The 21,804-nt window shown below is 49.2% G+C and carries 34 protein-coding genes and 1 rRNA gene; 6 read left to right on the top strand and 29 right to left on the bottom strand.

The window, feature by feature from the left end:
- Positions 1–52: 52 nt before the first annotated feature.
- Positions 53–1,597 (bottom strand): 16S ribosomal RNA (locus O1Q98_RS13810).
- Positions 1,598–2,059: 462 nt separating this feature from the next.
- Between O1Q98_RS13810 and O1Q98_RS13805 the strand changes: the two genes are divergently transcribed.
- On the top strand, positions 2,060–2,611 hold the full coding sequence (locus tag O1Q98_RS13805; RefSeq protein ID WP_125260825.1) for a gamma carbonic anhydrase family protein: 552 nt from the start codon (positions 2,060–2,062) through the stop codon (positions 2,609–2,611).
- Between the two features lie 18 nt (positions 2,612–2,629).
- Here O1Q98_RS13805 and O1Q98_RS13800 read toward each other — a convergent pair whose 3' ends face one another.
- From O1Q98_RS13800 to dprA, 6 genes are read right to left on the bottom strand one after another with little or no spacing between them, the layout of a single operon-like run.
- A complete protein-coding gene (locus tag O1Q98_RS13800) occupies positions 2,630–2,914 on the bottom strand; it encodes a DUF1488 family protein (protein WP_125260826.1) in 285 nt (94 codons plus the stop codon).
- Positions 2,911–3,738 (bottom strand): shikimate dehydrogenase, encoded by an 828-nt coding sequence (gene aroE, locus O1Q98_RS13795; RefSeq protein ID WP_125260827.1) that lies wholly within the window; start codon positions 3,736–3,738, stop codon positions 2,911–2,913. The genes O1Q98_RS13800 and aroE overlap by 4 nt, the downstream gene beginning before the upstream one ends.
- A 20-nt stretch (positions 3,739–3,758) precedes the next feature.
- The gene (gene tsaC / locus O1Q98_RS13790; protein WP_125260828.1) at positions 3,759–4,319 is read right to left on the bottom strand and encodes an L-threonylcarbamoyladenylate synthase type 1 TsaC; all 561 of its coding nucleotides are present in this window, start codon (positions 4,317–4,319) and stop codon (positions 3,759–3,761) included.
- A 39-nt stretch (positions 4,320–4,358) separates the two neighbouring features.
- A complete protein-coding gene (locus O1Q98_RS13785; RefSeq protein WP_125260829.1) occupies positions 4,359–4,922 on the bottom strand; it encodes a DNA topoisomerase family protein in 564 nt (187 codons plus the stop codon).
- Positions 4,923–4,941: 19 nt separating this feature from the next.
- Positions 4,942–5,415, bottom strand: a complete 474-nt coding sequence (locus tag O1Q98_RS13780) for a DUF494 family protein (RefSeq protein WP_125260830.1) — start codon at positions 5,413–5,415, stop codon at positions 4,942–4,944.
- Entirely contained in the window at positions 5,387–6,520 is a 1,134-nt protein-coding gene (dprA, locus tag O1Q98_RS13775) for a DNA-protecting protein DprA (protein ID WP_125260831.1), read from the bottom strand. Before dprA ends, O1Q98_RS13780 begins: the two co-directional genes overlap by 29 nt.
- A 112-nt stretch (positions 6,521–6,632) precedes the next feature.
- Between dprA and def the strand changes: the two genes are divergently transcribed.
- The 5 genes from def (at position 6,633) to mscL (ending at position 11,420) form a co-directional block, all read left to right on the top strand.
- Complete coding sequence (gene def / locus O1Q98_RS13770) at positions 6,633–7,142, top strand: peptide deformylase (RefSeq protein WP_125260832.1); 510 nt, start codon at positions 6,633–6,635, stop codon at positions 7,140–7,142.
- A 37-nt stretch (positions 7,143–7,179) separates the two neighbouring features.
- Positions 7,180–8,121 carry a methionyl-tRNA formyltransferase gene (gene fmt, locus O1Q98_RS13765; RefSeq protein WP_125260833.1) on the top strand — a complete coding sequence of 314 codons (942 nt, stop codon included), beginning with the start codon at positions 7,180–7,182 and terminating at the stop codon, positions 8,119–8,121.
- A 59-nt stretch (positions 8,122–8,180) separates the two neighbouring features.
- Positions 8,181–9,473, top strand: a complete 1,293-nt coding sequence (gene rsmB, locus O1Q98_RS13760) for a 16S rRNA (cytosine(967)-C(5))-methyltransferase RsmB (protein ID WP_125260834.1) — start codon at positions 8,181–8,183, stop codon at positions 9,471–9,473.
- Between the two features lie 42 nt (positions 9,474–9,515).
- The gene (trkA, locus tag O1Q98_RS13755; RefSeq protein ID WP_125260835.1) at positions 9,516–10,892 is read left to right on the top strand and encodes a Trk system potassium transporter TrkA; all 1,377 of its coding nucleotides are present in this window, start codon (positions 9,516–9,518) and stop codon (positions 10,890–10,892) included.
- A 102-nt stretch (positions 10,893–10,994) separates the two neighbouring features.
- The gene (mscL, locus tag O1Q98_RS13750; protein WP_125260836.1) at positions 10,995–11,420 is read left to right on the top strand and encodes a large-conductance mechanosensitive channel protein MscL; all 426 of its coding nucleotides are present in this window, start codon (positions 10,995–10,997) and stop codon (positions 11,418–11,420) included.
- Here the strand turns inward: mscL and O1Q98_RS13745 are convergent, their stop codons facing one another.
- The 22 genes from O1Q98_RS13745 to rplP all read right to left on the bottom strand — a co-directional run bounded on the left by O1Q98_RS13745 (position 11,421) and on the right by rplP (position 21,794).
- Positions 11,421–11,648, bottom strand: a complete 228-nt coding sequence (locus tag O1Q98_RS13745; protein ID WP_125260837.1) for an alternative ribosome-rescue factor A — start codon at positions 11,646–11,648, stop codon at positions 11,421–11,423.
- A gap of 60 nt (positions 11,649–11,708) precedes the next feature.
- Complete coding sequence (locus tag O1Q98_RS13740; protein WP_125260838.1) at positions 11,709–12,095, bottom strand: DnaJ family domain-containing protein; 387 nt, start codon at positions 12,093–12,095, stop codon at positions 11,709–11,711.
- 128 nt (positions 12,096–12,223) lie between these two features.
- Positions 12,224–12,616 (bottom strand): 50S ribosomal protein L17, encoded by a 393-nt coding sequence (gene rplQ, locus O1Q98_RS13735; protein ID WP_125260839.1) that lies wholly within the window; start codon positions 12,614–12,616, stop codon positions 12,224–12,226.
- Between the two features lie 40 nt (positions 12,617–12,656).
- Positions 12,657–13,646, bottom strand: a complete 990-nt coding sequence (locus O1Q98_RS13730; protein WP_012768121.1) for a DNA-directed RNA polymerase subunit alpha — start codon at positions 13,644–13,646, stop codon at positions 12,657–12,659.
- Between the two features lie 25 nt (positions 13,647–13,671).
- Positions 13,672–14,292 carry a 30S ribosomal protein S4 gene (rpsD, locus tag O1Q98_RS13725; RefSeq protein WP_012768120.1) on the bottom strand — a complete coding sequence of 207 codons (621 nt, stop codon included), beginning with the start codon at positions 14,290–14,292 and terminating at the stop codon, positions 13,672–13,674.
- A 30-nt stretch (positions 14,293–14,322) separates the two neighbouring features.
- Positions 14,323–14,712 carry a 30S ribosomal protein S11 gene (gene rpsK, locus O1Q98_RS13720; RefSeq protein ID WP_002919257.1) on the bottom strand — a complete coding sequence of 130 codons (390 nt, stop codon included), beginning with the start codon at positions 14,710–14,712 and terminating at the stop codon, positions 14,323–14,325.
- Positions 14,713–14,728: 16 nt separating this feature from the next.
- Positions 14,729–15,085: a 30S ribosomal protein S13 gene (gene rpsM, locus O1Q98_RS13715; protein WP_035344519.1), complete on the bottom strand. Its 357-nt coding sequence runs from the start codon at positions 15,083–15,085 to the stop codon at positions 14,729–14,731.
- Between the two features lie 147 nt (positions 15,086–15,232).
- Positions 15,233–15,349 (bottom strand): 50S ribosomal protein L36, encoded by a 117-nt coding sequence (rpmJ, locus tag O1Q98_RS13710; RefSeq protein ID WP_012768118.1) that lies wholly within the window; start codon positions 15,347–15,349, stop codon positions 15,233–15,235.
- A gap of 34 nt (positions 15,350–15,383) precedes the next feature.
- Positions 15,384–16,715: a preprotein translocase subunit SecY gene (secY, locus tag O1Q98_RS13705; RefSeq protein WP_125260840.1), complete on the bottom strand. Its 1,332-nt coding sequence runs from the start codon at positions 16,713–16,715 to the stop codon at positions 15,384–15,386.
- A gap of 7 nt (positions 16,716–16,722) precedes the next feature.
- Positions 16,723–17,157, bottom strand: a complete 435-nt coding sequence (rplO, locus tag O1Q98_RS13700) for a 50S ribosomal protein L15 (RefSeq protein WP_125260841.1) — start codon at positions 17,155–17,157, stop codon at positions 16,723–16,725.
- A gap of 3 nt (positions 17,158–17,160) precedes the next feature.
- Complete coding sequence (rpmD, locus tag O1Q98_RS13695) at positions 17,161–17,340, bottom strand: 50S ribosomal protein L30 (protein ID WP_004846568.1); 180 nt, start codon at positions 17,338–17,340, stop codon at positions 17,161–17,163.
- Between the two features lie 6 nt (positions 17,341–17,346).
- A complete protein-coding gene (gene rpsE / locus O1Q98_RS13690; protein WP_012768115.1) occupies positions 17,347–17,847 on the bottom strand; it encodes a 30S ribosomal protein S5 in 501 nt (166 codons plus the stop codon).
- 14 nt (positions 17,848–17,861) lie between these two features.
- Complete coding sequence (gene rplR / locus O1Q98_RS13685; protein ID WP_035344524.1) at positions 17,862–18,215, bottom strand: 50S ribosomal protein L18; 354 nt, start codon at positions 18,213–18,215, stop codon at positions 17,862–17,864.
- Positions 18,216–18,224: 9 nt separating this feature from the next.
- A complete protein-coding gene (gene rplF / locus O1Q98_RS13680) occupies positions 18,225–18,758 on the bottom strand; it encodes a 50S ribosomal protein L6 (protein WP_125260842.1) in 534 nt (177 codons plus the stop codon).
- 13 nt (positions 18,759–18,771) lie between these two features.
- Entirely contained in the window at positions 18,772–19,164 is a 393-nt protein-coding gene (gene rpsH / locus O1Q98_RS13675) for a 30S ribosomal protein S8 (RefSeq protein ID WP_035344530.1), read from the bottom strand.
- A gap of 33 nt (positions 19,165–19,197) precedes the next feature.
- Positions 19,198–19,503, bottom strand: coding sequence for a 30S ribosomal protein S14 (gene rpsN / locus O1Q98_RS13670; protein WP_125260843.1), 306 nt, complete (start codon positions 19,501–19,503; stop codon positions 19,198–19,200).
- A 13-nt stretch (positions 19,504–19,516) separates the two neighbouring features.
- A complete protein-coding gene (rplE, locus tag O1Q98_RS13665) occupies positions 19,517–20,056 on the bottom strand; it encodes a 50S ribosomal protein L5 (protein WP_125260844.1) in 540 nt (179 codons plus the stop codon).
- Positions 20,057–20,070: 14 nt separating this feature from the next.
- Complete coding sequence (rplX, locus tag O1Q98_RS13660) at positions 20,071–20,385, bottom strand: 50S ribosomal protein L24 (protein ID WP_090127199.1); 315 nt, start codon at positions 20,383–20,385, stop codon at positions 20,071–20,073.
- 10 nt (positions 20,386–20,395) lie between these two features.
- Positions 20,396–20,767 carry a 50S ribosomal protein L14 gene (gene rplN / locus O1Q98_RS13655; RefSeq protein WP_035344535.1) on the bottom strand — a complete coding sequence of 124 codons (372 nt, stop codon included), beginning with the start codon at positions 20,765–20,767 and terminating at the stop codon, positions 20,396–20,398.
- 171 nt (positions 20,768–20,938) lie between these two features.
- Positions 20,939–21,193 carry a 30S ribosomal protein S17 gene (gene rpsQ, locus O1Q98_RS13650; RefSeq protein WP_035344537.1) on the bottom strand — a complete coding sequence of 85 codons (255 nt, stop codon included), beginning with the start codon at positions 21,191–21,193 and terminating at the stop codon, positions 20,939–20,941.
- Positions 21,193–21,384: a 50S ribosomal protein L29 gene (rpmC, locus tag O1Q98_RS13645; protein ID WP_012764048.1), complete on the bottom strand. Its 192-nt coding sequence runs from the start codon at positions 21,382–21,384 to the stop codon at positions 21,193–21,195. The genes rpsQ and rpmC overlap by 1 nt, the downstream gene beginning before the upstream one ends.
- Complete coding sequence (gene rplP / locus O1Q98_RS13640; protein ID WP_012768106.1) at positions 21,384–21,794, bottom strand: 50S ribosomal protein L16; 411 nt, start codon at positions 21,792–21,794, stop codon at positions 21,384–21,386. Before rplP ends, rpmC begins: the two co-directional genes overlap by 1 nt.
- Positions 21,795–21,804 lie beyond the last annotated feature (10 nt).

Here is a 21,804-nt window from a genome sequence, read left to right as displayed (position 1 = left end):
CGTTTTCTTCATCAGACAATCTGTGTGGACACCACGCAGACTCTTCACTCGGTAAGGAGGTGATCCAACCGCAGGTTCCCCTACGGTTACCTTGTTACGACTTCCACCCCAGTCATGAATCACAAAGTGGTAAGCGCCCTCCCGAAGGTTAAGCTACCTACTTCTTTTGCAACCCACTCCCATGGTGTGACGGGCGGTGTGTACAAGGCCCGGGAACGTATTCACCGTAGCATTCTGATCTACGATTACTAGCGATTCCGACTTCATGGAGTCGAGTTGCAGACTCCAATCCGGACTACGACGTACTTTATGAGGTCCGCTTGCTCTCGCGAGGTCGCTTCTCTTTGTATACGCCATTGTAGCACGTGTGTAGCCCTACTCGTAAGGGCCATGATGACTTGACGTCATCCCCACCTTCCTCCGGTTTATCACCGGCAGTCTCCTTTGAGTTCCCACCCGAAGTGCTGGCAACAGAGGATAAGGGTTGCGCTCGTTGCGGGACTTAACCCAACATTTCACAACACGAGCTGACGACAGCCATGCAGCACCTGTCTCAGAGCTCCCGAAGGCACACCCGCATCTCTGCAGGCTTCTCTGGATGTCAAGAGTAGGTAAGGTTCTTCGCGTTGCATCGAATTAAACCACATGCTCCACCGCTTGTGCGGGCCCCCGTCAATTCATTTGAGTTTTAACCTTGCGGCCGTACTCCCCAGGCGGTCGATTTAACGCGTTAGCTCCGGAAGCCACGCCTCAAGGGCACAACCTCCAAATCGACATCGTTTACAGCGTGGACTACCAGGGTATCTAATCCTGTTTGCTCCCCACGCTTTCGCACCTGAGCGTCAGTCTTCGTCCAGGGGGCCGCCTTCGCCACCGGTATTCCTCCAAATCTCTACGCATTTCACCGCTACACCTGGAATTCTACCCCCCTCTACGAGACTCTAGCCTGTCAGTTTTGAATGCAGTTCCCAGGTTAAGCCCGGGGATTTCACATCCAACTTAACAGACCGCCTGCGTGCGCTTTACGCCCAGTCATTCCGATTAACGCTTGCACCCTCCGTATTACCGCGGCTGCTGGCACGGAGTTAGCCGGTGCTTCTTCTGCGGGTAACGTCAATCGACAAGGTTATTAACCTTGTCGCCTTCCTCCCCGCTGAAAGTGCTTTACAACCCGAAGGCCTTCTTCACACACGCGGCATGGCTGCACATCAGGCTTGCGCCCATTGTGCAATATTCCCCACTGCTGCCTCCCGTAGGAGTCTGGACCGTGTCTCAGTTCCAGTGTGGCTGGTCATCCTCTCAGACCAGCTAGGGATCGTCGCCTAGGTGAGCCATTACCTCACCTACTAGCTAATCCCATCTGGGCACATCTGATGGCAAGAGGCCCGAAGGTCCCCCTCTTTGGTCCGAAGACGTTATGCGGTATTAGCTACCGTTTCCAGTAGTTATCCCCCTCCATCAGGCAGTTTCCCAGACATTACTCACCCGTCCGCCGCTCGTCACCCAAGGAGCAAGCTCCTTTGTGCTACCGCTCGACTTGCATGTGTTAGGCCTGCCGCCAGCGTTCAATCTGAGCCATGATCAAACTCTTCAATTTAAGTTTGATTGTGTTTTCCGAAGAAAACGGTGCTCAAAGAATTTACTGTTTATTCGTAATGAATTAACTGTTGTCACTCTTCAAGACTTTCACAAAAGTTTTTGCGAAGTGTCCTGCGAGTGCCCACACAGATTGTCTGATTAATTGTTAAAGAGCAGTGCGACCGGCCTGAGCCTGCTGTCGCGAGGTGGCGTATACTACGCTTTCCTCATGAAGAGTCAACGTTTATTTTCGTTTTCTCTTTGCTGACACCGCGTTGCGTTGCCGCTGTTGCCGTGTCAGTGGGGTCGCATTATAGGGATCCGAACGGGTTACACAACCCTTTTTTCGATCTTTTTTTCTGTTCGCACATTTTTCCACCCCTGCGTTGAGTTATTGTACGATCGGCGTTATTTTCTGAGCGAAATGCCGGATCTGTTAACGATCTCACTCACTTTTTATCCTTTTGGAGATGATGGAAATATGTCTCATCCATTGCGTGCGTTCAAAAATACTCACCCAGTCATTGGCGAAAACGTCATGATAGATCCCTCAAGCGTCATTATTGGCGATGTGACGCTTGCTGAAAATGTCAGTGTCTGGCCATTGGTTGTTATCAGAGGCGATGTCAACGCTATCAAAATAGGAGCTCGTACTAATATTCAGGATGGTAGCGTCCTTCACGTCACGCATCGATCCGAAACAAACTCTATCGGCAATCCGTTAATTATTGGAGAGGACGTCACCGTTGGACATAAAGTGATGCTACACGGTTGTCACATCGGCAATCGCGTGCTTGTCGGTATGGGATCGATAATCCTTGATGGTGCAGTCATTGAAGATGATGTCATTATTGGTGCTGGCAGCCTGGTATCCTCAGGAAAAACATTAGAGAAGGGCCATCTTTACCTTGGTAGCCCAGCCAGAAAGATTCGCCCACTGACTGAACAAGAAAAAAATGGGCTACTTTATTCTTCCGATAATTACGTACGTTGGAAAAATGAATATATGACTACGCCAGCGTCGAATGGCTGATGGCTCCCCCATTACCAGTCATGCATCCGTCTGATTTACCCCATCCGAAGGAAGGACAAAACGCCCGACGTCATCATATTCGTCATTACGGATGGCGCGTTCGAACTCTTCTTCCCAGTCCCAACGATGTTGACGGAACAGCGCCAGCCACTGCTCTGGTGCTTTATTGCCATAACGCGCGAGCAGTGTGCTTTGCCCAAGCACACAGTCATGCTGAAATCCGCCAACGAGAACCGGAAACACGATGGCGTACTCGTCATCAGACCATGCTTCTCGGTCAGGGTATTGAATATGCTGATTCATCCTGCCAGCTCGTGTTTCATTTTCTCAATAACCGGGCCGACATCAGGCATCAGACCATGCCATAACTGGAACGCATGCGCTGCTTGCCAAACCAACATCCCCATGCCATCCAGATAACGCTGCGCGCCATGTTGAATGCACCATGCTAAAAAAGGTGTTGGCCCAGCTAAATAAAACATATCGTAGCAGCAGGTTGCTGCTGAGATTAACGATGCTGGTAATGCAGGGACACCGCCCGCAACACCGGATGATGTCGCATTAATAATCAAATCAAAATGATGGCCATTTAATTCTTCCATCGGTAACGCTTTTATTTCACCAACTGTTGAGAAATGCTGTGCCAGCGATGCAGCCTTATCAAAGGTGCGATTCGTGATGACCAAGCGACATCCATATGTCAGCAACGGTTGGATAACGCCGCGAGCAGCTCCGCCAGCGCCAATCAGCAAAACATTACAGCCCGATGCAATAAAGTCGTGCTGTTGCAGGTCACTCAATAAGCCAATGCCATCCGTATTATCACCATATAAAGAGCCATCATCACGCTTTAATACTGTATTTACGGCACCGGCAGATGATGCTCGCTCACTCAAGCTATGCATAACACCACACGCCCGCTCTTTAAAAGGAGCAGTAATATTGGCACCTTGCGCTCCCTGCTGAAAATAGGCACGCAGACTTTCTTCAAAATTATCCAGCGGTGCCAGGATACGTTCATAGGCCAATGTACGGCCGGTTTGTGCAGCGAACAACGCATGAATGCGCGGCGATTTGCTATGTGCAATAGGATGTCCAAAAACAGCAAAAGAGGGAATTACAGACACATTCGTTCTCCAAATAGTCACTACCCTTGACGTAGCATTTCGCCAGTCAACGCATCTCGAATTTCCGACGGATTTAATCGACCACCAACATCACCGTTAAGTACAGGGAAATGGCTATCGAACTGCGCTATGACTTCCTGATAAGTGCGACAAGGCGGCTGACCGCTTAAGTTAGCGCTGGTGGAAACCAGCGGTTTTCCAAAATCAAGGCAAAGCCGCTGCACCAGTGGATGATCGCTGACACGCACAGCCAGTGAGCTAAAACGCCCCGTCAACCACTCTGGCGTTGTCGATTTAGCGGGGATAACCCAAGTAAAAGGGCCCGGCCAGGTTGCGAAAACGGCCTGACGCTGGCTCTCTGATAATGCAGATATCTCCACATAAGGTTCAAGCTGCTGATAATTTGCCGCGATCAAAATCAGCCCTTTATCTCTTGGCCTTTGTTTTAATGCCAACAATCTTTCTACTGCAATCTCGCTATCGGGATCGCAGCCAAGGCCAAATACGGCCTCTGTCGGATACGCAATCACCCGCTCTTCACGTAGTAATTGAATAAGTGGAACTAATTCTTCTGTCGTCACGTTACTTACCTATATTCACTACTGTTGCTACTGACGCATTTACACTTCGTCATTCTGGGAAAGGTCATCAGTTACAGGTTTACCACACAGCTTGCTGGCGCAAAAACGCTTAATACCTTGCGCCGTTCTCTTTTCAATCAATAAAGGATAGTGGCAGTGGATACAGGTACCTGCGACAGGTGCGTGATTCAGGGCAAACTGGCAAGCCGGATAACGCTCACACGCATAAAAGACTTTTCCGTAACGCGACTTACGTTGCAATAATCGCCCTTCGCCACACTGGGGGCACAAAGCAGAGGTTTCATCGGGGCTATCTATCGTCTGCGTATGTTCACAATCAGGATAACGGCTGCACCCGATAAACATGCCATACCGCCCCTGGCGCAGCACCAATATTGCATGACAAAGAGGACATTGTTGGCCATCAAGCACTTTCACCACATGCCCATCGGCATACGGTTTTAATGCTCGAACATAGTTACAGTCAGGATAACTGGAACAACCGAAAAATGGGCCGCGCTTACCCGAACGGATAACCAGCGCAGCCCCACAATCAGGGCAAACCTGTTGCTGTGTTTCAACAGTCAGTACCGGCTTCACCATGATTTACTCAGATTCCTGGCTACTGCAAATACCCTTCATGAGGCTCAAAGAGTAAATCTTCCATTTGCTGATATGCATTTTCACAACCCGGCACGTTGAACAACACCATCAAAATAACCCATTTGAGATCTTCAAGATCGAAGTCTTGCGTCTCAAGCGCCATCACCCTATCAATCACCATCTCGCGGGTTTCCAGGCTTAATACTTTGATTTGCTCAAGAAACAGCAAAAAGCCCCTGCAATCTGCATCAAGCCGTTGTTCCTCTTCAGCGGTGTAAATACGTACAGCCAGAGGATCGCTGGCGAGAGCCAATGGCGGTGTTTGGCCTTCTTGTAAATCAGCCAATTTCTCCAGCCAGTCGAGTGCGCTGTAAATATCATCACGATCAAATCCAGCGCGAGTGAGGTCATCAGTCAACGTATCCTGATCAACACGCATTTCAGTTTCATTGTGGATGTAAGTTTCAAACAAGTACATGAGTACGTCGAACATGGCCTGCCCTCCTTATTCGGACATAGCCGCCGGGTACAGCTGCGATCCACCCTGCTAACTCCAGATCCAGTAACTTATTCACTACCTCTGGCACAGGTTGGCCGGCACGTTCAGCGACAACGTCAACAGGTGTAACCTCATCTCCTACGGTAGCCAACACATCAGCAAATGGCAATTCCCGTTCACTGTGCGTTGAGCAAATAATTTCAGGACTGCTCTCATTGGAAATATCGGCAAACCAACGCAGGCCATTATGGAGTTGCGCAAAAATGTCTTTGGGTTGAGTCACGAGATAAGCACCTTGTTGTATCAACCAATGATTCCCTTCAGTCATGGGATTGCCCAGTGCGCCAGGCAACACGAAGACCTCCCGGTTTTGTTCCAATGCATAACGAGCTGTCACCAGCGAGCCACTACGCAGTGATGCTTCAACCACCAGCACGCCAAGGCTAAGTCCACTGATAATACGGTTACGCCGGGGAAAGTTAACGGGTAGCGGGGGAGTATCTAACAAGAACTCGGAGACCAATGTGCCACCATGCGCCACAATGTCGCCAGCAAGATCGCGGTGACGGGCCGGGTACAGATGATGTAGTCCACTTCCAAGCACGGCAATCGTTTTTCCACCGGCATCCAAAGCGGCTCGGTGTGCAATTCCATCAATACCTATAGCAAGACCACTGGTAACAACCAGCGAATGCGCGGCAAGAGACTGGCCAAAATAGTCTCCCCACTGTTCACCATACGGCGTGTGATGGCGGCTTCCGACTACCGCCACCTGTGGTAACGAAAGCGCAGACTTATCTCCCTCGACAAAAAGGCACAAAGGCGGTGACGTAATGTGCTCTAGCAAAGGAGGGTAATCAGGGTGATTAAATGTCACTAAATGATGTAAGGGATGCTCCTGCCAACGGGCCACTGCATCAACGTCCTGATGCTTTAAATGGAAAAACTGTACAATTTGACGTTCCTTTAACCCCAAGGCTCGCAGATAGCGGTCGGAAAAGTCATTAGCAGCGAGTAAGCACTCACACAACTCAGTACAGCGCCGGGCGTTTATTCCCCTGACTAACGCAAACCTAAGCCAGATTTCCATCTCTGTCATAACGCCCCCACGCGCTGTTTTGACCTAGGTCACGATGCTGTCAATCACCGGCGGAAATGTCTACAATAAACGCTGGAGCCTTTTAACCACCTGAATACAGATCTAAAAACCTATGTCAGTCTTGCAAGTATTACATTTTCCAGACGAACGGCTTCGCATTCAGGCAAAGCCAGTAAGAGAAGTTGATGCAGAGATCCAGCGCATTGTGGACGATATGTTCGAGACAATGTATGCGGAAGAAGGGATTGGCCTTGCCGCTACCCAGGTTGATGTGCATCAGCAGATTATCGTGATTGATGTATCAGAAGAGCGCGATCAGCAGCTGGTACTGATTAACCCTGAACTGCTCGAAAAATCTGGCGATACCGGTATTGAAGAGGGCTGTCTTTCCATTCCTGAGACCCGCGCATTAGTTCCGCGTGCGGAAAGTATCAAGGTGCGCGCCCTTGACCGTGAAGGTAAGCCGTTTGAGCTGCAAGCAGAGGGATTGTTGGCTATTTGTATCCAGCACGAAATGGATCATCTGGTTGGCAAGCTGTTTGTTGATTACTTATCGCCAATGAAGCGTCAACGTATTCGGCAAAAACTGGAAAAATTAGCCAGGCTAAACAGCCGGGCATAATTCATTGTCGTCAACCTATCTCTGGGCAGGAGAGCTCGTGTCATTACGTATTATTTTTGCAGGAACGCCAGATTTTGCCGCTCAACATCTTGAGGCGTTGTTATCATCAGAACACAGCGTCGTTGGCGTATTTACCCAGCCAGACCGTCCTGCCGGGCGCGGCAATAAGCTGACACCCAGCCCAGTAAAGCTGCTCGCTCAACAACATGATATTCCTGTTTTTCAACCGACGTCTTTACGTCCGACGGAGAACCAGCAAAGCGTTGCCGACCTCAATGCAGATATCATGGTGGTGGTTGCCTACGGGTTGATTTTGCCTCAGGCCGTTTTGGACATGCCACGGCTAGGATGCATTAATGTCCATGGTTCACTGTTGCCACGCTGGCGTGGCGCTGCGCCAATACAACGTGCTCTTTGGGCGGGCGATAGTCAGACCGGCGTCACTATTATGCAAATGGATGCCGGCCTTGATACCGGAGCTATGCTGCATAAAGTGACCTGCCCGATTTTACCTGATGACACCAGTGCCTCACTCTATGACACACTGGCAAAACTGGGGCCGCAGGGACTATTGGCCACGCTTTCACAGTTATCTGCCAACACTGCTGTCGCCGAGCCGCAGGACAATGAATTAGCAACTTACGCAGAAAAACTCAGCAAGGAAGAAGCGCGTCTCAACTGGCACTTATCAGCCGAACAGTTGGAGCGGTGTATACGCGCATTCAACCCCTGGCCCGTCAGCTATTTCACTGTAGAAGACCAGCCGGTCAAAGTGTGGCAAGCGCAAGCCATCGCGGCTACAAATCTACCGTCACCGGGAACCCTACTTCGAGCGGATAAAAACGGCATCCAGGTTGCTACTATTGATGGCATATTAAATATGCAAATATTGCAGCCATCGGGCAAAAAAGCGATGCCGGCACAAGATTTATTAAACTCTCGCCGCGAATGGTTCACTCCAGGCCTCGTACTGGCCTAACACTACGGTACCGACAAGACTTGTCGGTACCTCTATATTCATCTACCAGCCAAAATTTCATGAAAAGCACCTACAATCTTCGCAGTATCGCTGCTAACGCCCTTGTCCAGGTCGTTGAACAAGGTCAATCTCTTAGCCATATCCTCCCTGCTCTTCAGCGTGATATCAGTGACAAGGATAGAGCGTTACTTCAGGAGATCTGTTTTGGCGTATTACGTGTACTGTCAGAACTGGAGTGGTACATTCATCAATTGATGGCTAAACCGTTGACTGGTAAGCAAAAGAACCTCCATTACCTGCTTATGGTCGGCCTCTATCAACTCACATACACTCGCATTCCCGCTCATGCTGCACTGGCGGAAACGGTGAATGGCGCCGTTGCCCTCAAGCGTCCTCAATTAAAAGGCCTGATTAATGGTGTCCTGCGTCAATTCCAACGTCAGCAAGAGGAATTGACGTCACGAGTGCGAAATACGCCAGCCTATTATTCACATCCCGACTGGTTGCTGTTGCGTCTGAAAGCCGCTTATCCAGACCAGTGGGAACAGCTCGTTGTGGCAAACAACCAACATCCGCCAATGTGGCTCAGGGTCAACCGGCTACACCATACACGCGAGACTTATCTTGCGTTGTTGCAAGAGCAAGGCATCAATGCTCATCCGCATAACCGCTATGCTGATGCAATTAATCTTGAAACACCTTGCGCTGTTAATCAGTTACCGGGATTCGCGCAAGGATGGGTCACGGTGCAGGATGCTTCTGCACAAGGGTGTGTCCACTGGCTAGCACCGCAAAATGGCGAAGATATTCTTGATCTCTGTGCCGCACCGGGCGGGAAAACGACCCATATACTCGAAGCTGCGCCACAGGCGCGTGTTATGGCCGTTGATGTTGATGAACAACGCTTGAAGCGAGTGTATGAGAATCTGCAACGTCTGAATCAGCATGCAGACGTAAAATGCGGTGACGGCAGAACACCATCATTGTGGTGTGGTGACAAACAGTTCGACCGCATTCTGCTGGATGCACCTTGTTCGGCAACAGGGGTTATTAGAAGGCACCCGGATATTAAATGGTTACGCCGGGATAGCGACATCAATGAATTATCAGCACTGCAACAGGCCATTTTGGAAGCTATCTGGCCGCATCTGAAAAAAGGGGGAACACTTGTCTATGCAACGTGTTCGATTCTGCCGGAAGAAAATCAGCAGCAGATAACGTCATTTCTGCAACGCCATGCCGATGCCTCACTACGTGACACAGGCAATACTTCTCGTCCTGGAATTCAAAATCTGCCATCTGCTCTGGATGGTGATGGTTTCTTTTATGCGAAGCTGGTAAAAACCTCGTAATTGTCAGTCTTCTCGACAGAGATAAATACAGCAGAGATTACAATGAAGATAATCATTCTTGGTGCAGGTCAGGTTGGCGGAACGCTGGCGGAGAATCTGTCAGGCGAAAATAATGACATCACGGTTGTTGACACCAACACAACCCGATTACGTCAGCTGCAGGATAAATTCGATCTACGTGTTGTTACAGGTTATGCCTCCCACCCACGCGTATTACGCGAAGCTGGTGCGGAAGACGCCGATATGCTGATCGCTGTCACTAATGCTGATGAAACAAACATGATTGCTTGTCAGGTTGCTTATACGCTGTTTAACACTCCCAACCGTATCGCGCGTATTCGTTCAGCTGAATACATTCGTGAGTCAGGATTGTTATTTAATGCGGAAGCCGTCCCTATCGATCACCTGATTTCACCCGAACAGTTAGTCATCGATAATATTTATAAATTGATTGAATATCCCGGCGCTCTTCAGGTTGTCAATTTTGCCCAAGGAAAAGTCAGTATTGCGGCGGTAAATGCGTATTACGGTGGCCCGCTTGTGGGTAATGCCATCTCTACCATGCGTGATCACATGCCGCATATCGAAACCCGGGTTGCGGCCATCTTCCGCCACGACCGCCCCATTCGCCCACAGGGATCGACGGTCATTGAGGCCGGTGACGAAGTATTCTTTATCGCCGCTTCACAGCATATTCGCGCAGTGATGAGTGAAATGCAGCGGCTAGAAAAACCGTATAAACGCATCATGATTGTCGGCGGAGGCAACGTCGGTGCCGGGTTGGCCCGTAAGCTGGAAAAAGATTACAGTGTTAAGCTCATCGAGCGTGATGCCCAGCGTGCCGCAGAGCTGGCAGAAAGGCTACAACATACCATCGTCTTTCATGGTGATGCATCCGACCAGGAACTGCTGACTCAAGAGCACGTTGAGCAGGTCGATGTATTTATCGCCATTACCAATGATGATGAAGCTAATATCATGTCAGCCATGCTCGCTAAACGCATGGGTGCCAAGAAAGCGATGGTACTGATTCAACGTCGCGCCTATGTCGATCTTGTACAGGGAAGCGTTATTGATGTCGCCATCTCTCCACAGCAAGCGACCATTTCCGCGCTGTTAGGCCATGTGAGAAAGGCGGATATTGTCAGCGTGTCATCGCTGCGGCGCGGTGTTGCAGAAGCGATTGAGGCGATTGCTCATGGCGATGAAGGCACATCAAAAGTAGTTGGTCGCATGGTGGCGGATATTAAACTACCGCCGGGTACCATCATCGGTGCGATTGTACGCGGTGACGATGTCATTATCGCCAATAACAATCTACAGATAGAACAAGGCGACCACGTTATTATGTTTTTAACTGACAAAAAATACATTTCCGACGTCGAACGTTTATTCCAGCCAAGCCCTTTCTTTTTATAACGCCACATACCATAGGCGTGATCCACGCCTTATGGATATCTCTTATGGCAATTTTCCCCTCACTTGTTACGCTTTATAAAGTGGATAGCGGGAGAATAAGCCATGAGTGTGATAAAAGAATTTCGTGAATTTGCTATGCGAGGCAACGTTGTTGATCTTGCTGTCGGTGTCATTATTGGCGCAGCCTTCAGTAAAATCGTCTCGTCGCTGGTTTCAGATATCATTATGCCGCCATTAGGGTTGCTTATTGGCGGAGTCGATTTCAAACAGTTTCATTGGGTATTACGAGAGGCTCACGATAATATCGCCGCCGTCAGCATCAACTATGGTGCATTTCTTCAGAGTGTCTTTGATTTTATCATCGTTACATTCGCCATTTTTATGGCTATCAAAATCATGAACAAGCTACGCCGCGCACAGCAGGTAGAGCCTGATGCAACACCAAAGCTTACGCCGGAAGGAAAGTTATTAGCAGAGATTCGGGATTTACTCAAAGAGAGCGCTACAAAGCCGTCAGGTAATGGATAATTACTCAAAAACCGGACAACAAACTAAAAGGCCAGTGATAAAAATGGCATTCTTATCACTGGCCTCCCAGCCGTTACGTGCTGATGTATTTTTGTGTTTTTCTTTACGGCGATAACTGCCTTTTCCTTTCATATTCTGTTCTATACGCTGACGAAACAGTGGATCATGGAGCAAAGCTTCAAGCGCATTATCAGTTATTTTTCCTTTAGTATGACGATATTTCGACATATATCTGCCTCATTGGTTAATTTCAACATTACCTGCAATTATACAAACCTAATACTATAGTTATACCCCAGGTGTATTATCAGACTTATTATACCCATCATTCAAGGCGTACTGATAAACGTTATTCAGAAAATCCGTATTTATTCCTGACAATTGTAATCGTAATGCTAACGATCTCAATTTTCTGGATAACTCTACATGCTCTTCTGATGCCGGGCTTGTTGCATGTAATAAGTCAGCAATCATCAATGCTTCTTTACGACCTGACAGCTCTGCTGGCAGAAAACCTGCATTTTTCATCAGGTGATATATACCACGTAATTCAGCAGGCACCGCACTATTATCCTCTAATCGAAGAGGCTTACCACTTCCCGACAGATTATCTAATTCTCCACGCTGTTGTGCTTCAAGAATATAACGTTCAGCCCATTCATCAATCGGAAACATAACACAACCCCATACCGGAGATTTTGTTCACATGATAATAGCTTGAAAAGCGCTCGAACAGCGAGTGGAGGGCTAAAATAAGGACGTAAAAAAACCGGGTTTCCCCGGCTTTTTTACGCTAGTGCAGATTACTCCGCAGTAGCAACTTCTTCTGTTGCAGAAACTGCGCGATCAACGAGCTCGATGTATGCCATCGGCGCATTGTCACCAGCACGGAAGCCACACTTCAGAATACGAGTGTAACCACCGGCACGGCTCGCAAAACGCGGGCCCAGTTCATTAAACAGTTTAGCCACGATCTCGTTATCACGAGTACGGGCAAATGCCAGACGACGATTAGCAACGCTGTCGGTCTTGGCAAGAGTAATCAGCGGTTCAACAACACGACGCAGCTCTTTCGCTTTCGGCAGGGTCGTCTTGATAATCTCATGACGAACCAGAGAACCAGCCATGTTACGGAACATAGCCTGGCGATGGCTGCTGTTACGGTTCAGTTGACGACCACTCTTACGATGGCGCATGACCTTATCCTTCTCAGTAAAACCTTAACCTGTGATCTGGTTACTCATCGGCAATGCTTGCAGGTGGCCAGTTTTCCAGGCGCATGCCCAGAGACAAACCACGCGAAGCCAGCACGTCTTTAATCTCAGTAAGAGATTTTTTACCCAGGTTAGGCGTTTTAAGCAATTCAACCTCGGTACGCTGTACCAGATCACCGATGTAGTGGATAGCTTCTGCCTTAAGACAGTTAGCAGAGCGGACAGTCAATTCAAGATCGTCAACAGGGCGCAGCAGGATCGGATCGAATTCTGGTTTTTCTTCTTTCACTTCTGGCTGACGTACATCACGTAAATCAACAAAAGCTTCCAGTTGTTCGGCCAGAATAGTCGCCGCACGGCGGATCGCCTCTTCAGGATCGATCGTGCCATTGGTTTCCATTTCGATGACCAGCTTGTCCAGGTCAGTACGCTGTTCAACACGCGCTGCTTCAACATTGTAAGCGATACGCTCAACAGGGCTGTAGCATGCGTCCACTAACAGGCGACCAATCGGGCGCTCATCTTCTTCCGTATGTATACGGGCAGACGCCGGCACATAACCACGACCACGCTGAACTTTAATACGCATATTGATAGATGCGTTCTCATCGGTCAGATGGCAGATTACATGCTGTGGCTTGACGATTTCGACATCACCATCATGGGTGATGTCGGCTGCAGTCACAGGGCCAATGCCAGATTTATTCAGGGTAAGAATAACTTCATCTTTGCCTTGAACTCTCACCGCCAGCCCTTTCAGGTTGAGCAGGATTTCCAGGATATCTTCCTGTACGCCTTCTTTGGTGCTGTACTCGTGCAGTACACCATCAATCTCAACCTCGGTCACCGCGCAACCAGGCATGGATGAAAGCAGAATACGGCGCAGTGCGTTACCAAGAGTATGGCCGAAGCCCCGCTCTAACGGCTCAAGGGTCACCTTGGCGTGCGTCGAACTGACTTGCTCGATATCTACCAGGCGCGGTTTTAGAAACTCTGTCACAGAACCCTGCATTGTGTCCTCTCTTTGGTACTAAGCTTTACTTGGAGTAAAGCTCGACGATCAGGTGTTCATTAATGTCCGCAGACAGATCGGTACGTTCAGGAATACGTTTGAACACACCTTCCATCTTGGCAGCATCAACTTCCAGCCAAGTTGGCTTTTCACGCTGTTCAGCCAGCTCCAAAGCGGCCTTAACACGAGACTGCTTTTTCGCTTTCTCGCGGATGCTGACTACGTCATTCGGAGATACCTGATAAGAAGCGATGTTAACAACGCGACCGTTTACCATGACAGCTTTGTGGCTCACCAACTGACGTGCTTCTGCACGAGTCGCACCGAACCCCATACGGTAAACAACGTTGTCCAAACGGCCTTCCAGCAACTGCAACAGGTTTGCACCTGTATTGCCTTTCAGACGAGCGGCTTCTTTGTAGTAGTTACGGAACTGGCGTTCCAGAACACCGTAGATACGGCGAACTTTCTGCTTTTCACGCAACTGTACACCATAGTCGGACAGACGCGGTTTACGTGCGCCGTGCTGACCAGGAGCTTGTTCAATTTTACACTTGGAATCGATCGCACGAACACCAGACTTTAAAAACAGGTCGGTGCCTTCACGACGGCTCAGCTTGAGCTTAGGACCCAAATATCTTGCCATTTTCTTTCTCCAGCAATCCTAAAAGCGGCGTTACACGCGGCGCTTTTTCGGCGGACGACAACCGTTATGAGGGATCGGAGTCACATCAGTAATATTAGTGATGCGGAAACCAGCCGCGTTCAGAGCGCGGATAGTAGACTCACGGCCCGGACCAGGTCCTTTAACCATAACTTCCAGATTCTTGATACCGTACTCTTTCACAGCTTCAGCGCAGCGCTCTGCTGCTACCTGAGCGGCGAACGGAGTGGATTTACGAGAACCACGGAAACCGGAACCACCGGCAGTTGCCCAACCCAACGCATTACCCTGACGATCGGTAATAGTAACGATGGTGTTGTTGAAAGAAGCATGGATATGAGCCACACCGTCAGAGACTTGCTTTCTTACACGCTTACGTGCACGAATAGGTGCCTTTGCCATTATTCAATCACCCCGATTATTTCTTGATCGGTTTGCGCGGACCCTTACGGGTACGTGCGTTAGTCTTAGTACGCTGACCGCGTACCGGCAGACCACGACGGTGACGCAAACCACGATAAGTACCAAGATCCATCAGACGCTTGATGCTCAGGGTGATTTCACGACGCAGATCACCTTCAACAACGAATTTACCAACTGCATCACGCAGCTGATCAATTTGTTCTTCAGACAGCTCACTGATCTTAACATCTTCAGCGATACCCGTTTCAGCACAAATAGCCTTAGAACGAGTCTTGCCGATACCGTAGATCGAAGTTAATGCGATAACGGTATGTTTATGATCAGGAATGTTAATGCCTGCTATACGGGCCACTATGCACTCCTACAATTTTTATAAAGCAATACCATACTGAAAAGCCCGTTTTCAGGATACTCAAATGATATTGCAGTTACATACAAAAGATTGGCTGGCTAATCTAGCCAGCTCAATCCAACTTTGCAAGAAAAATATGCGAGATAATCAGCCTTGACGCTGTTTATGCTTCGGTTCGGCGCTGCAGATGACGCGAACGATGCCGTTACGCTTAACGATCTTACAGTTACGACATAATTTCTTGACGGAAGCACGAACTTTCATTTTTACTCTCCGTAACTTCTCAAGCGAAATCTAATTAGCGACTATAGCCTTTCAGATTTGCCTTCTTCAATGCAGACTCATATTGACTCGACATCAATAGCGTTTGCACTTGAGCCATAAAGTCCATGATCACAACAACAACGATCAACAGTGACGTACCACCGAAGTAGAACGGCACTTTCATTGCGTCACGCATGAACTCCGGGATGAGGCAGATAAAAGTAATATACATCGCACCAACCAAGGTCAGGCGCGTCATTACTTTATCAATATATTTTGCCGTTTGTTCTCCCGGACGAATTCCTGGCACGAATGCACCGGACTTCTTCAGGTTATCTGCTGTTTCACGCGGGTTAAATACCAACGCTGTATAGAAGAAACAGAAGAAGATGATTGCAGATGCATAGAGTAACACATAAAGCGGCTGACCTGGTTGTAAATACAACGAAATAGTCGTTAACCAGCTCCAGCCTGTACCGCCCCCAAACCACGATGCAATCGTCGCCGGGAACAATATTATGCTAGAAGCAAAAATAGCTGGGATAACCCCTGCCATGTTCACTTTTAACGGCAAATGTGTGCTCTGAGCAGCATACACGCGACGCCCTTGCTGACGTTTAGCGTAATTAACGACAATACGACGTTGACCACGTTCGATAAACACCACAAAGAAAGTCACCGCGAATACCAGCACTGCAACCAACAGCAACAGGAGGAAGTGCAGATCGCCTTGCCGCGCTTGCTCGATGGTATGGCCAATAGCCGGCGGAAGCCCCGCAACAATACCAGCAAAGATTATAATCGAGATACCGTTACCGATACCTCGTTCAGTAATCTGCTCGCCTAGCCACATCAGGAACATAGTTCCTGTGACTAAGCTGACAACAGCGGTGAAATAGAATGCAAAACCGGGATTAATCACGAGATCCTGCATTCCTGGCATATTGGGTAAACCGGTAGCAATACCGATTGACTGAAATATACCTAACACCAAAGTACCGTAACGGGTGTACTGGCTAATCTTACGTCTGCCAGCTTCCCCTTCCTTCTTTATTTCCGCTAAAGCCGGGTGAACCACCGTCAATAATTGAATGATGATGGATGCCGAAATATACGGCATGATACCCAGAGCAAAAATCGAAGCACGGCTAAGTGCACCACCAGAGAACATATTAAACATTTCAATGATGGTGCCACGCTGTTGTTCGAGCAATTTGGCAAGCACAGTGGCATCAATACCAGGAATTGGAATAAAAGAGCCAATACGGAAAACAATTAGCGCGCCGATTACAAACAGCAGTCTGCGCTTCAGCTCGCCAACTCCGCCTTTAGCACTTTGAAAATCTAATCCTGGTTGTTTAGCCATCTGCTACTTATTCCTCAATTTTGCCGCCAGCAGCTTCGATCGCAGCACGAGCACCTTTAGTGACGCGCAAACCACGGATCGTAACCGGACGTGCAACTTCGCCAGACAGAATTACTTTCGCAAATTCAATCTGAACGCCGATGACGTTAGCAGCTTTCAGCGTATTCAGATCGACAACATCACCTTCAACGCGAGCCAGATCAGACAGACGAACTTCGGCTGTAATCATTGCTTTGCGAGAAGTGAAGCCGAACTTCGGCAGACGACGGTATAAAGGCATTTGACCGCCTTCAAAACCACGGCGCACGCCACCGCCAGAACGAGAGTTCTGACCTTTGACACCACGGCCGCCCGTCTTACCGAGGCCAGAACCGATGCCGCGACCAACGCGCTTTGCAGCGTGTTTAGAGCCTTCGGCCGGAGACAGAGTATTCAAACGCATCTGTTACTCCTCCACTTTAACCATATAGGAAACCGCGTTGACCATACCACGAACTGCTGGCGTATCTTCACGCTCAACGGTATGACCAATACGACGCAGACCCAGGCCAAGCAGCGTTGCCTTGTGTTTCGGCAGACGACCGATTGCACTACGGGTTTGAGTGATTTTAATAGTCTTTGCCATGGTCAATTACCCCAGAATGTCTTCAACGGATTTACCACGCTTGGCAGCGACCATTTCCGGGGATTTCATGTTGGCCAGACCGTCGATAGTTGCACGAACCACGTTAATCGGGTTAGTGGAACCATAGGCTTTAGCCAATACGTTATGAACCCCTGCAACTTCCAGAACGGCGCGCATTGCACCACCGGCGATGATACCGGTACCTTCGGAAGCTGGCTGCATGAACACACGAGAACCTGTGTGCGCACCTTTAACCGGGTGCTGCAGAGTGCCGTTGTTCAGCGCGACATTCATCATATTGCGACGGGCTTTTTCCATCGCTTTCTGAATCGCTGCTGGAACTTCGCGTGCTTTACCGTAACCAAAACCAACGCGGCCATTACCATCACCCACTACAGTCAGTGCGGTGAAGGAGAAAATACGACCACCTTTAACGGTTTTAGATACGCGATTTACCGCGATCAGCTTTTCCTGCAGTTCGCCAGCTTGTTTTTCGATGTGAGCCATCTTACACCTCTACCTTAGAACTGAAGGCCAGCTTCACGGGCAGCATCTGCCAGTGCCTGGACTCGACCATGATATTGGAAACCGGAACGGTCAAAAGCGACTGCTTTGATGCCTTTTTCCAGAGCGCGTTCAGCAACAGCTTTACCAACAGCAGCAGCTGCGTCTTTGTTACCGGTGTACTTCAGTTGTTCAGCGATAGCTTTTTCTACAGTAGAAGCGGCTACCAGGACTTCAGAACCGTTCGGTGCGATAACCTGCGCATAAATATGACGGGGGGTACGATGTACCACCAGACGAGTCGCACCCAGTTCACGGAGCTTGCGACGTGCGCGGGTTGCACGACGGATACGAGCTGATTTCTTATCCATAGTGTTACCTTACTTCTTCTTAGCCTCTTTGGTACGCACGACTTCATCGGCGTAACGAACACCCTTGCCTTTATAAGGCTCAGGACGACGGTAGGCGCGCAGGTCAGCCGCTACCTGACCGATCAGCTGTTTATCAGCGCCTTTCAGCACGATTTCAGTCTGAGACGGACATTCGGCAGTAATACCTGCAGGCAGTTCGTGATCGATCGGGTGAGAGAAGCCCAGGGCCAAATTCACCACATTACCTTTCACGGCTGCACGATAACCTACACCTACCAGTTGCAGCTTTTTGGTGAAGCCTTCGGTAACACCGATAACCATGCTGTTCAGCAGAGCGCGGGTAGTCCCGGCCTGAGCCCAGCCATCAGCGAAACCTTCGCGCGGAGCGAAAGTCAGCACGTTATCAGCTTGTTTAACTTCTACAGCAGCGTTGACTTTGCGGGTCAGCTCGCCGTTCTTACCCTTAATCGAAATATCCTGACCGTTGAGTTTTACCTCTACGCCGGCAGGAATGACGACGGGTGCTTTTGCAACACGAGACATTCTTTCCTCCCGATTAAGCTACGTAGCAGATAATCTCGCCACCAAGACCAGCCTGGCGAGCTGCACGATCAGTCATCACACCTTTAGAGGTAGAAACAACTGCGATACCTAAACCGGCCATAACTTTTGGCAGCTCATCTTTGCGTTTATAGATGCGCAGACCAGGACGGCTTACACGCTGAATGCTTTCTACCACTGCCTTACCCTGGAAATACTTCAGACTCAGTTCCAGTACAGGCTTGGTGTCGCCTTCGATTTTGTAATCTTCAATATAACCTTCTTCCTTCAGCACTTTGGCAATTGCCACTTTCAGCTTGGAGGAAGGCATGGTGACCGCAACTTTGTTCGCGGCCTGACCGTTACGGATACGGGTCAGCATATCCGCGATCGGATCTTGCATGCTCATCTGTCTTTACTCCCGTGATTCAATTGGTGACAATTACCAGCTAGCCTTTTTCAGACCCGGAATTTCACCGCGCATGGCGGCTTCACGGACCTTGATACGGCTCAACCCGAACTTCCGCAGGAAAGCGTGCGGACGACCAGTCTGGCGGCAGCGGTTACGCTGACGGGACGGGCTGGAATCACGCGGCAGAGTCTGCAGCTTCAGAACAGCGTCCCAACGATCTTCGTCGGAAGCGTTCACGTCAGAAATAATAGCTTTCAGTTCTACGCGTTTAGCGAAGAATTTATTAGCCAGTTTCACGCGTTTGACTTCGCGTGCTTTCATGGATTGCTTAGCCATTAGTAACCCTACCTTACTTGCGGAACGGGAAGTTAAAGGCAGCCAGCAGAGCACGGCCTTCATCATCGGTTTTCGCAGTGGTGGTAATGGTAATATCCAAACCACGAACGCGATCGACTTTGTCATAGTCGATTTCCGGGAAGATGATCTGCTCACGCACGCCCATGCTGTAGTTACCACGGCCATCGAAAGATTTCGAAGACAGACCGCGGAAATCGCGGATACGCGGTACAGCAATGGTGATCAGACGTTCAAAGAACTCCCACATGCGTTCGCCACGCAGAGTTACTTTACAGCCGATCGGATAGCCCTGACGGATTTTGAAGCCTGCAACAGATTTGCGTGCTTTGGTGATCAACGGCTTTTGACCGGAGATCGCTGTCAAGTCAGCTGCTGCGTTATCCAGCAGTTTTTTGTCAGCAATCGCTTCACCAACACCCATGTTCAGGGTGATCTTCTCGACCCGAGGGACTTGCATGACAGAATGGTAGTTAAACTGAGTCATCAGTTTGCTAACTACTTCGTCTTTGTAGTAATCATGCAGTTTCGCCATCGTACTACTCCAAATTACTTGATAGTTTCGCTGTTAGACTTGAAGAAACGGACTTTTTTGCCGTCTTCGAATCTAAAGCCTACACGGTCCGCCTTGCCAGTGGCCGCATTGAAGATTGCAACGTTAGAAACCTGAACTGCAGCTTCTTTTTCAACGATGCCGCCTGGTTGATTCAGTGCCGGAACCGGCTTCTGATGTTTTTTAACCAGGTTGATACCTTCAACAATGACCTTGCCAGAAGACAGGACATTTTTTACTTTACCGCGCTTACCTTTATCTTTGCCGGTTAGCACGATAACTTCGTCATCACGACGGATTTTCGCTGCCATGGTTCGCTCCTTACAGTACTTCTGGTGCCAGAGAGATAATTTTCATGAACTTCTCAGAACGCAGCTCACGAGTTACCGGCCCAAAAATACGCGTACCGATCGGCTGCTCGCTGTTATTGTTCAGAAGAACACAAGCATTGCCATCGAAGCGAACGACAGAACCGTCAGGGCGACGAACACCCTTCCTGGTGCGCACCACTACCGCCTTCAGCACGTCGCCTTTCTTCACCTTGCCACGAGGAATTGCTTCCTTAATGGTAATTTTGATGATATCGCCGACGCCTGCGTAGCGACGGTGCGAGCCACCCAGAACCTTGATACACATTACGCGACGTGCACCGGAGTTGTCGGCCACGTTCAGCATAGTCTGTTCTTGGATCATGTTAGTGCTCCGCTAATGTCAACTACTACTTATGGGACCCAGAATCAGGTCGTTAAAAAAGCCCCATAATTGAGGGCGCAGCATTATAACACTGCTTATTCAATATGGGTAGAAAAAATAAACGGCCCAACAGTATTGAGCCGTTTATCTTATTCGAGAGCGCTTACTGTATTACAGAACCGCTTTCTCTACAACGCGAACCAGCGTCCAAGATTTAGTCTTAGACAGTGGACGGCATTCGCGGATTTCAACCACGTCACCGATTCCACATTCGTTGTTCTCGTCATGCACGTGCAGCTTGGTCGTGCGCTTGATGAATTTACCGTAGATCGGGTGTTTCACAAAACGCTCAATAGCGACAACAGCAGATTTCTGCATTTTGTCACTAACAACACGACCTTGCAGAGTACGGATTTTATCGGTCATTACGCACCCGCCTTCTCAGTCAGTAAAGTCTTAACACGTGCGACATTACGGCGCACTTGCTTCAACAGGTGAGTTTGTTGCAGCTGACCGCTGGCAGCCTGCATGCGCAGATTGAACTGTTCACGCAGCAGTCCGAGCAGTTCGGTATTCAGCTCTTCAACGCTCTTTTCACGCAGCTCTTTTGCTTTCATTACATCACCGTCTTAGTTACAAAGGTGGTTTTGATCGGCAGTTTCGCTGCTGCCAGTTCGAATGCCTCGCGGGCTAACTCTTCCGGCACCCCGTCCATTTCGTACAGGACTTTACCTGGCTGAATCAAGGCAACCCAATACTCCACGTTACCTTTACCTTTACCCATACGCACTTCAAGCGGTTTCTCGGTGATCGGTTTGTCCGGGAATACACGGATCCAGATCTTACCTTGACGCTTAACAGCACGAGTCATAGCACGACGAGCAGCTTCGATTTGACGAGCAGTCAGGCGACCGCGGCCAACAGCTTTCAGACCGAAAGTGCCGAAGCTCACATCCGTACCTGCAGCCAGACCACGGTTGCGGCCTTTGTGCACTTTACGGAATTTTGTACGCTTTGGTTGTAACATTCAGCGACTC

Origin of the sequence: Dickeya lacustris, assembly GCF_029635795.1 — a bacterium.
GTDB classification, from domain to species: Bacteria; Pseudomonadota; Gammaproteobacteria; order Enterobacterales; family Enterobacteriaceae; genus Dickeya; species Dickeya lacustris.
The sequence above is the reverse complement of the archived record's forward strand: the minus strand, read 5'-3'. Positions and strand labels throughout refer to the sequence as shown.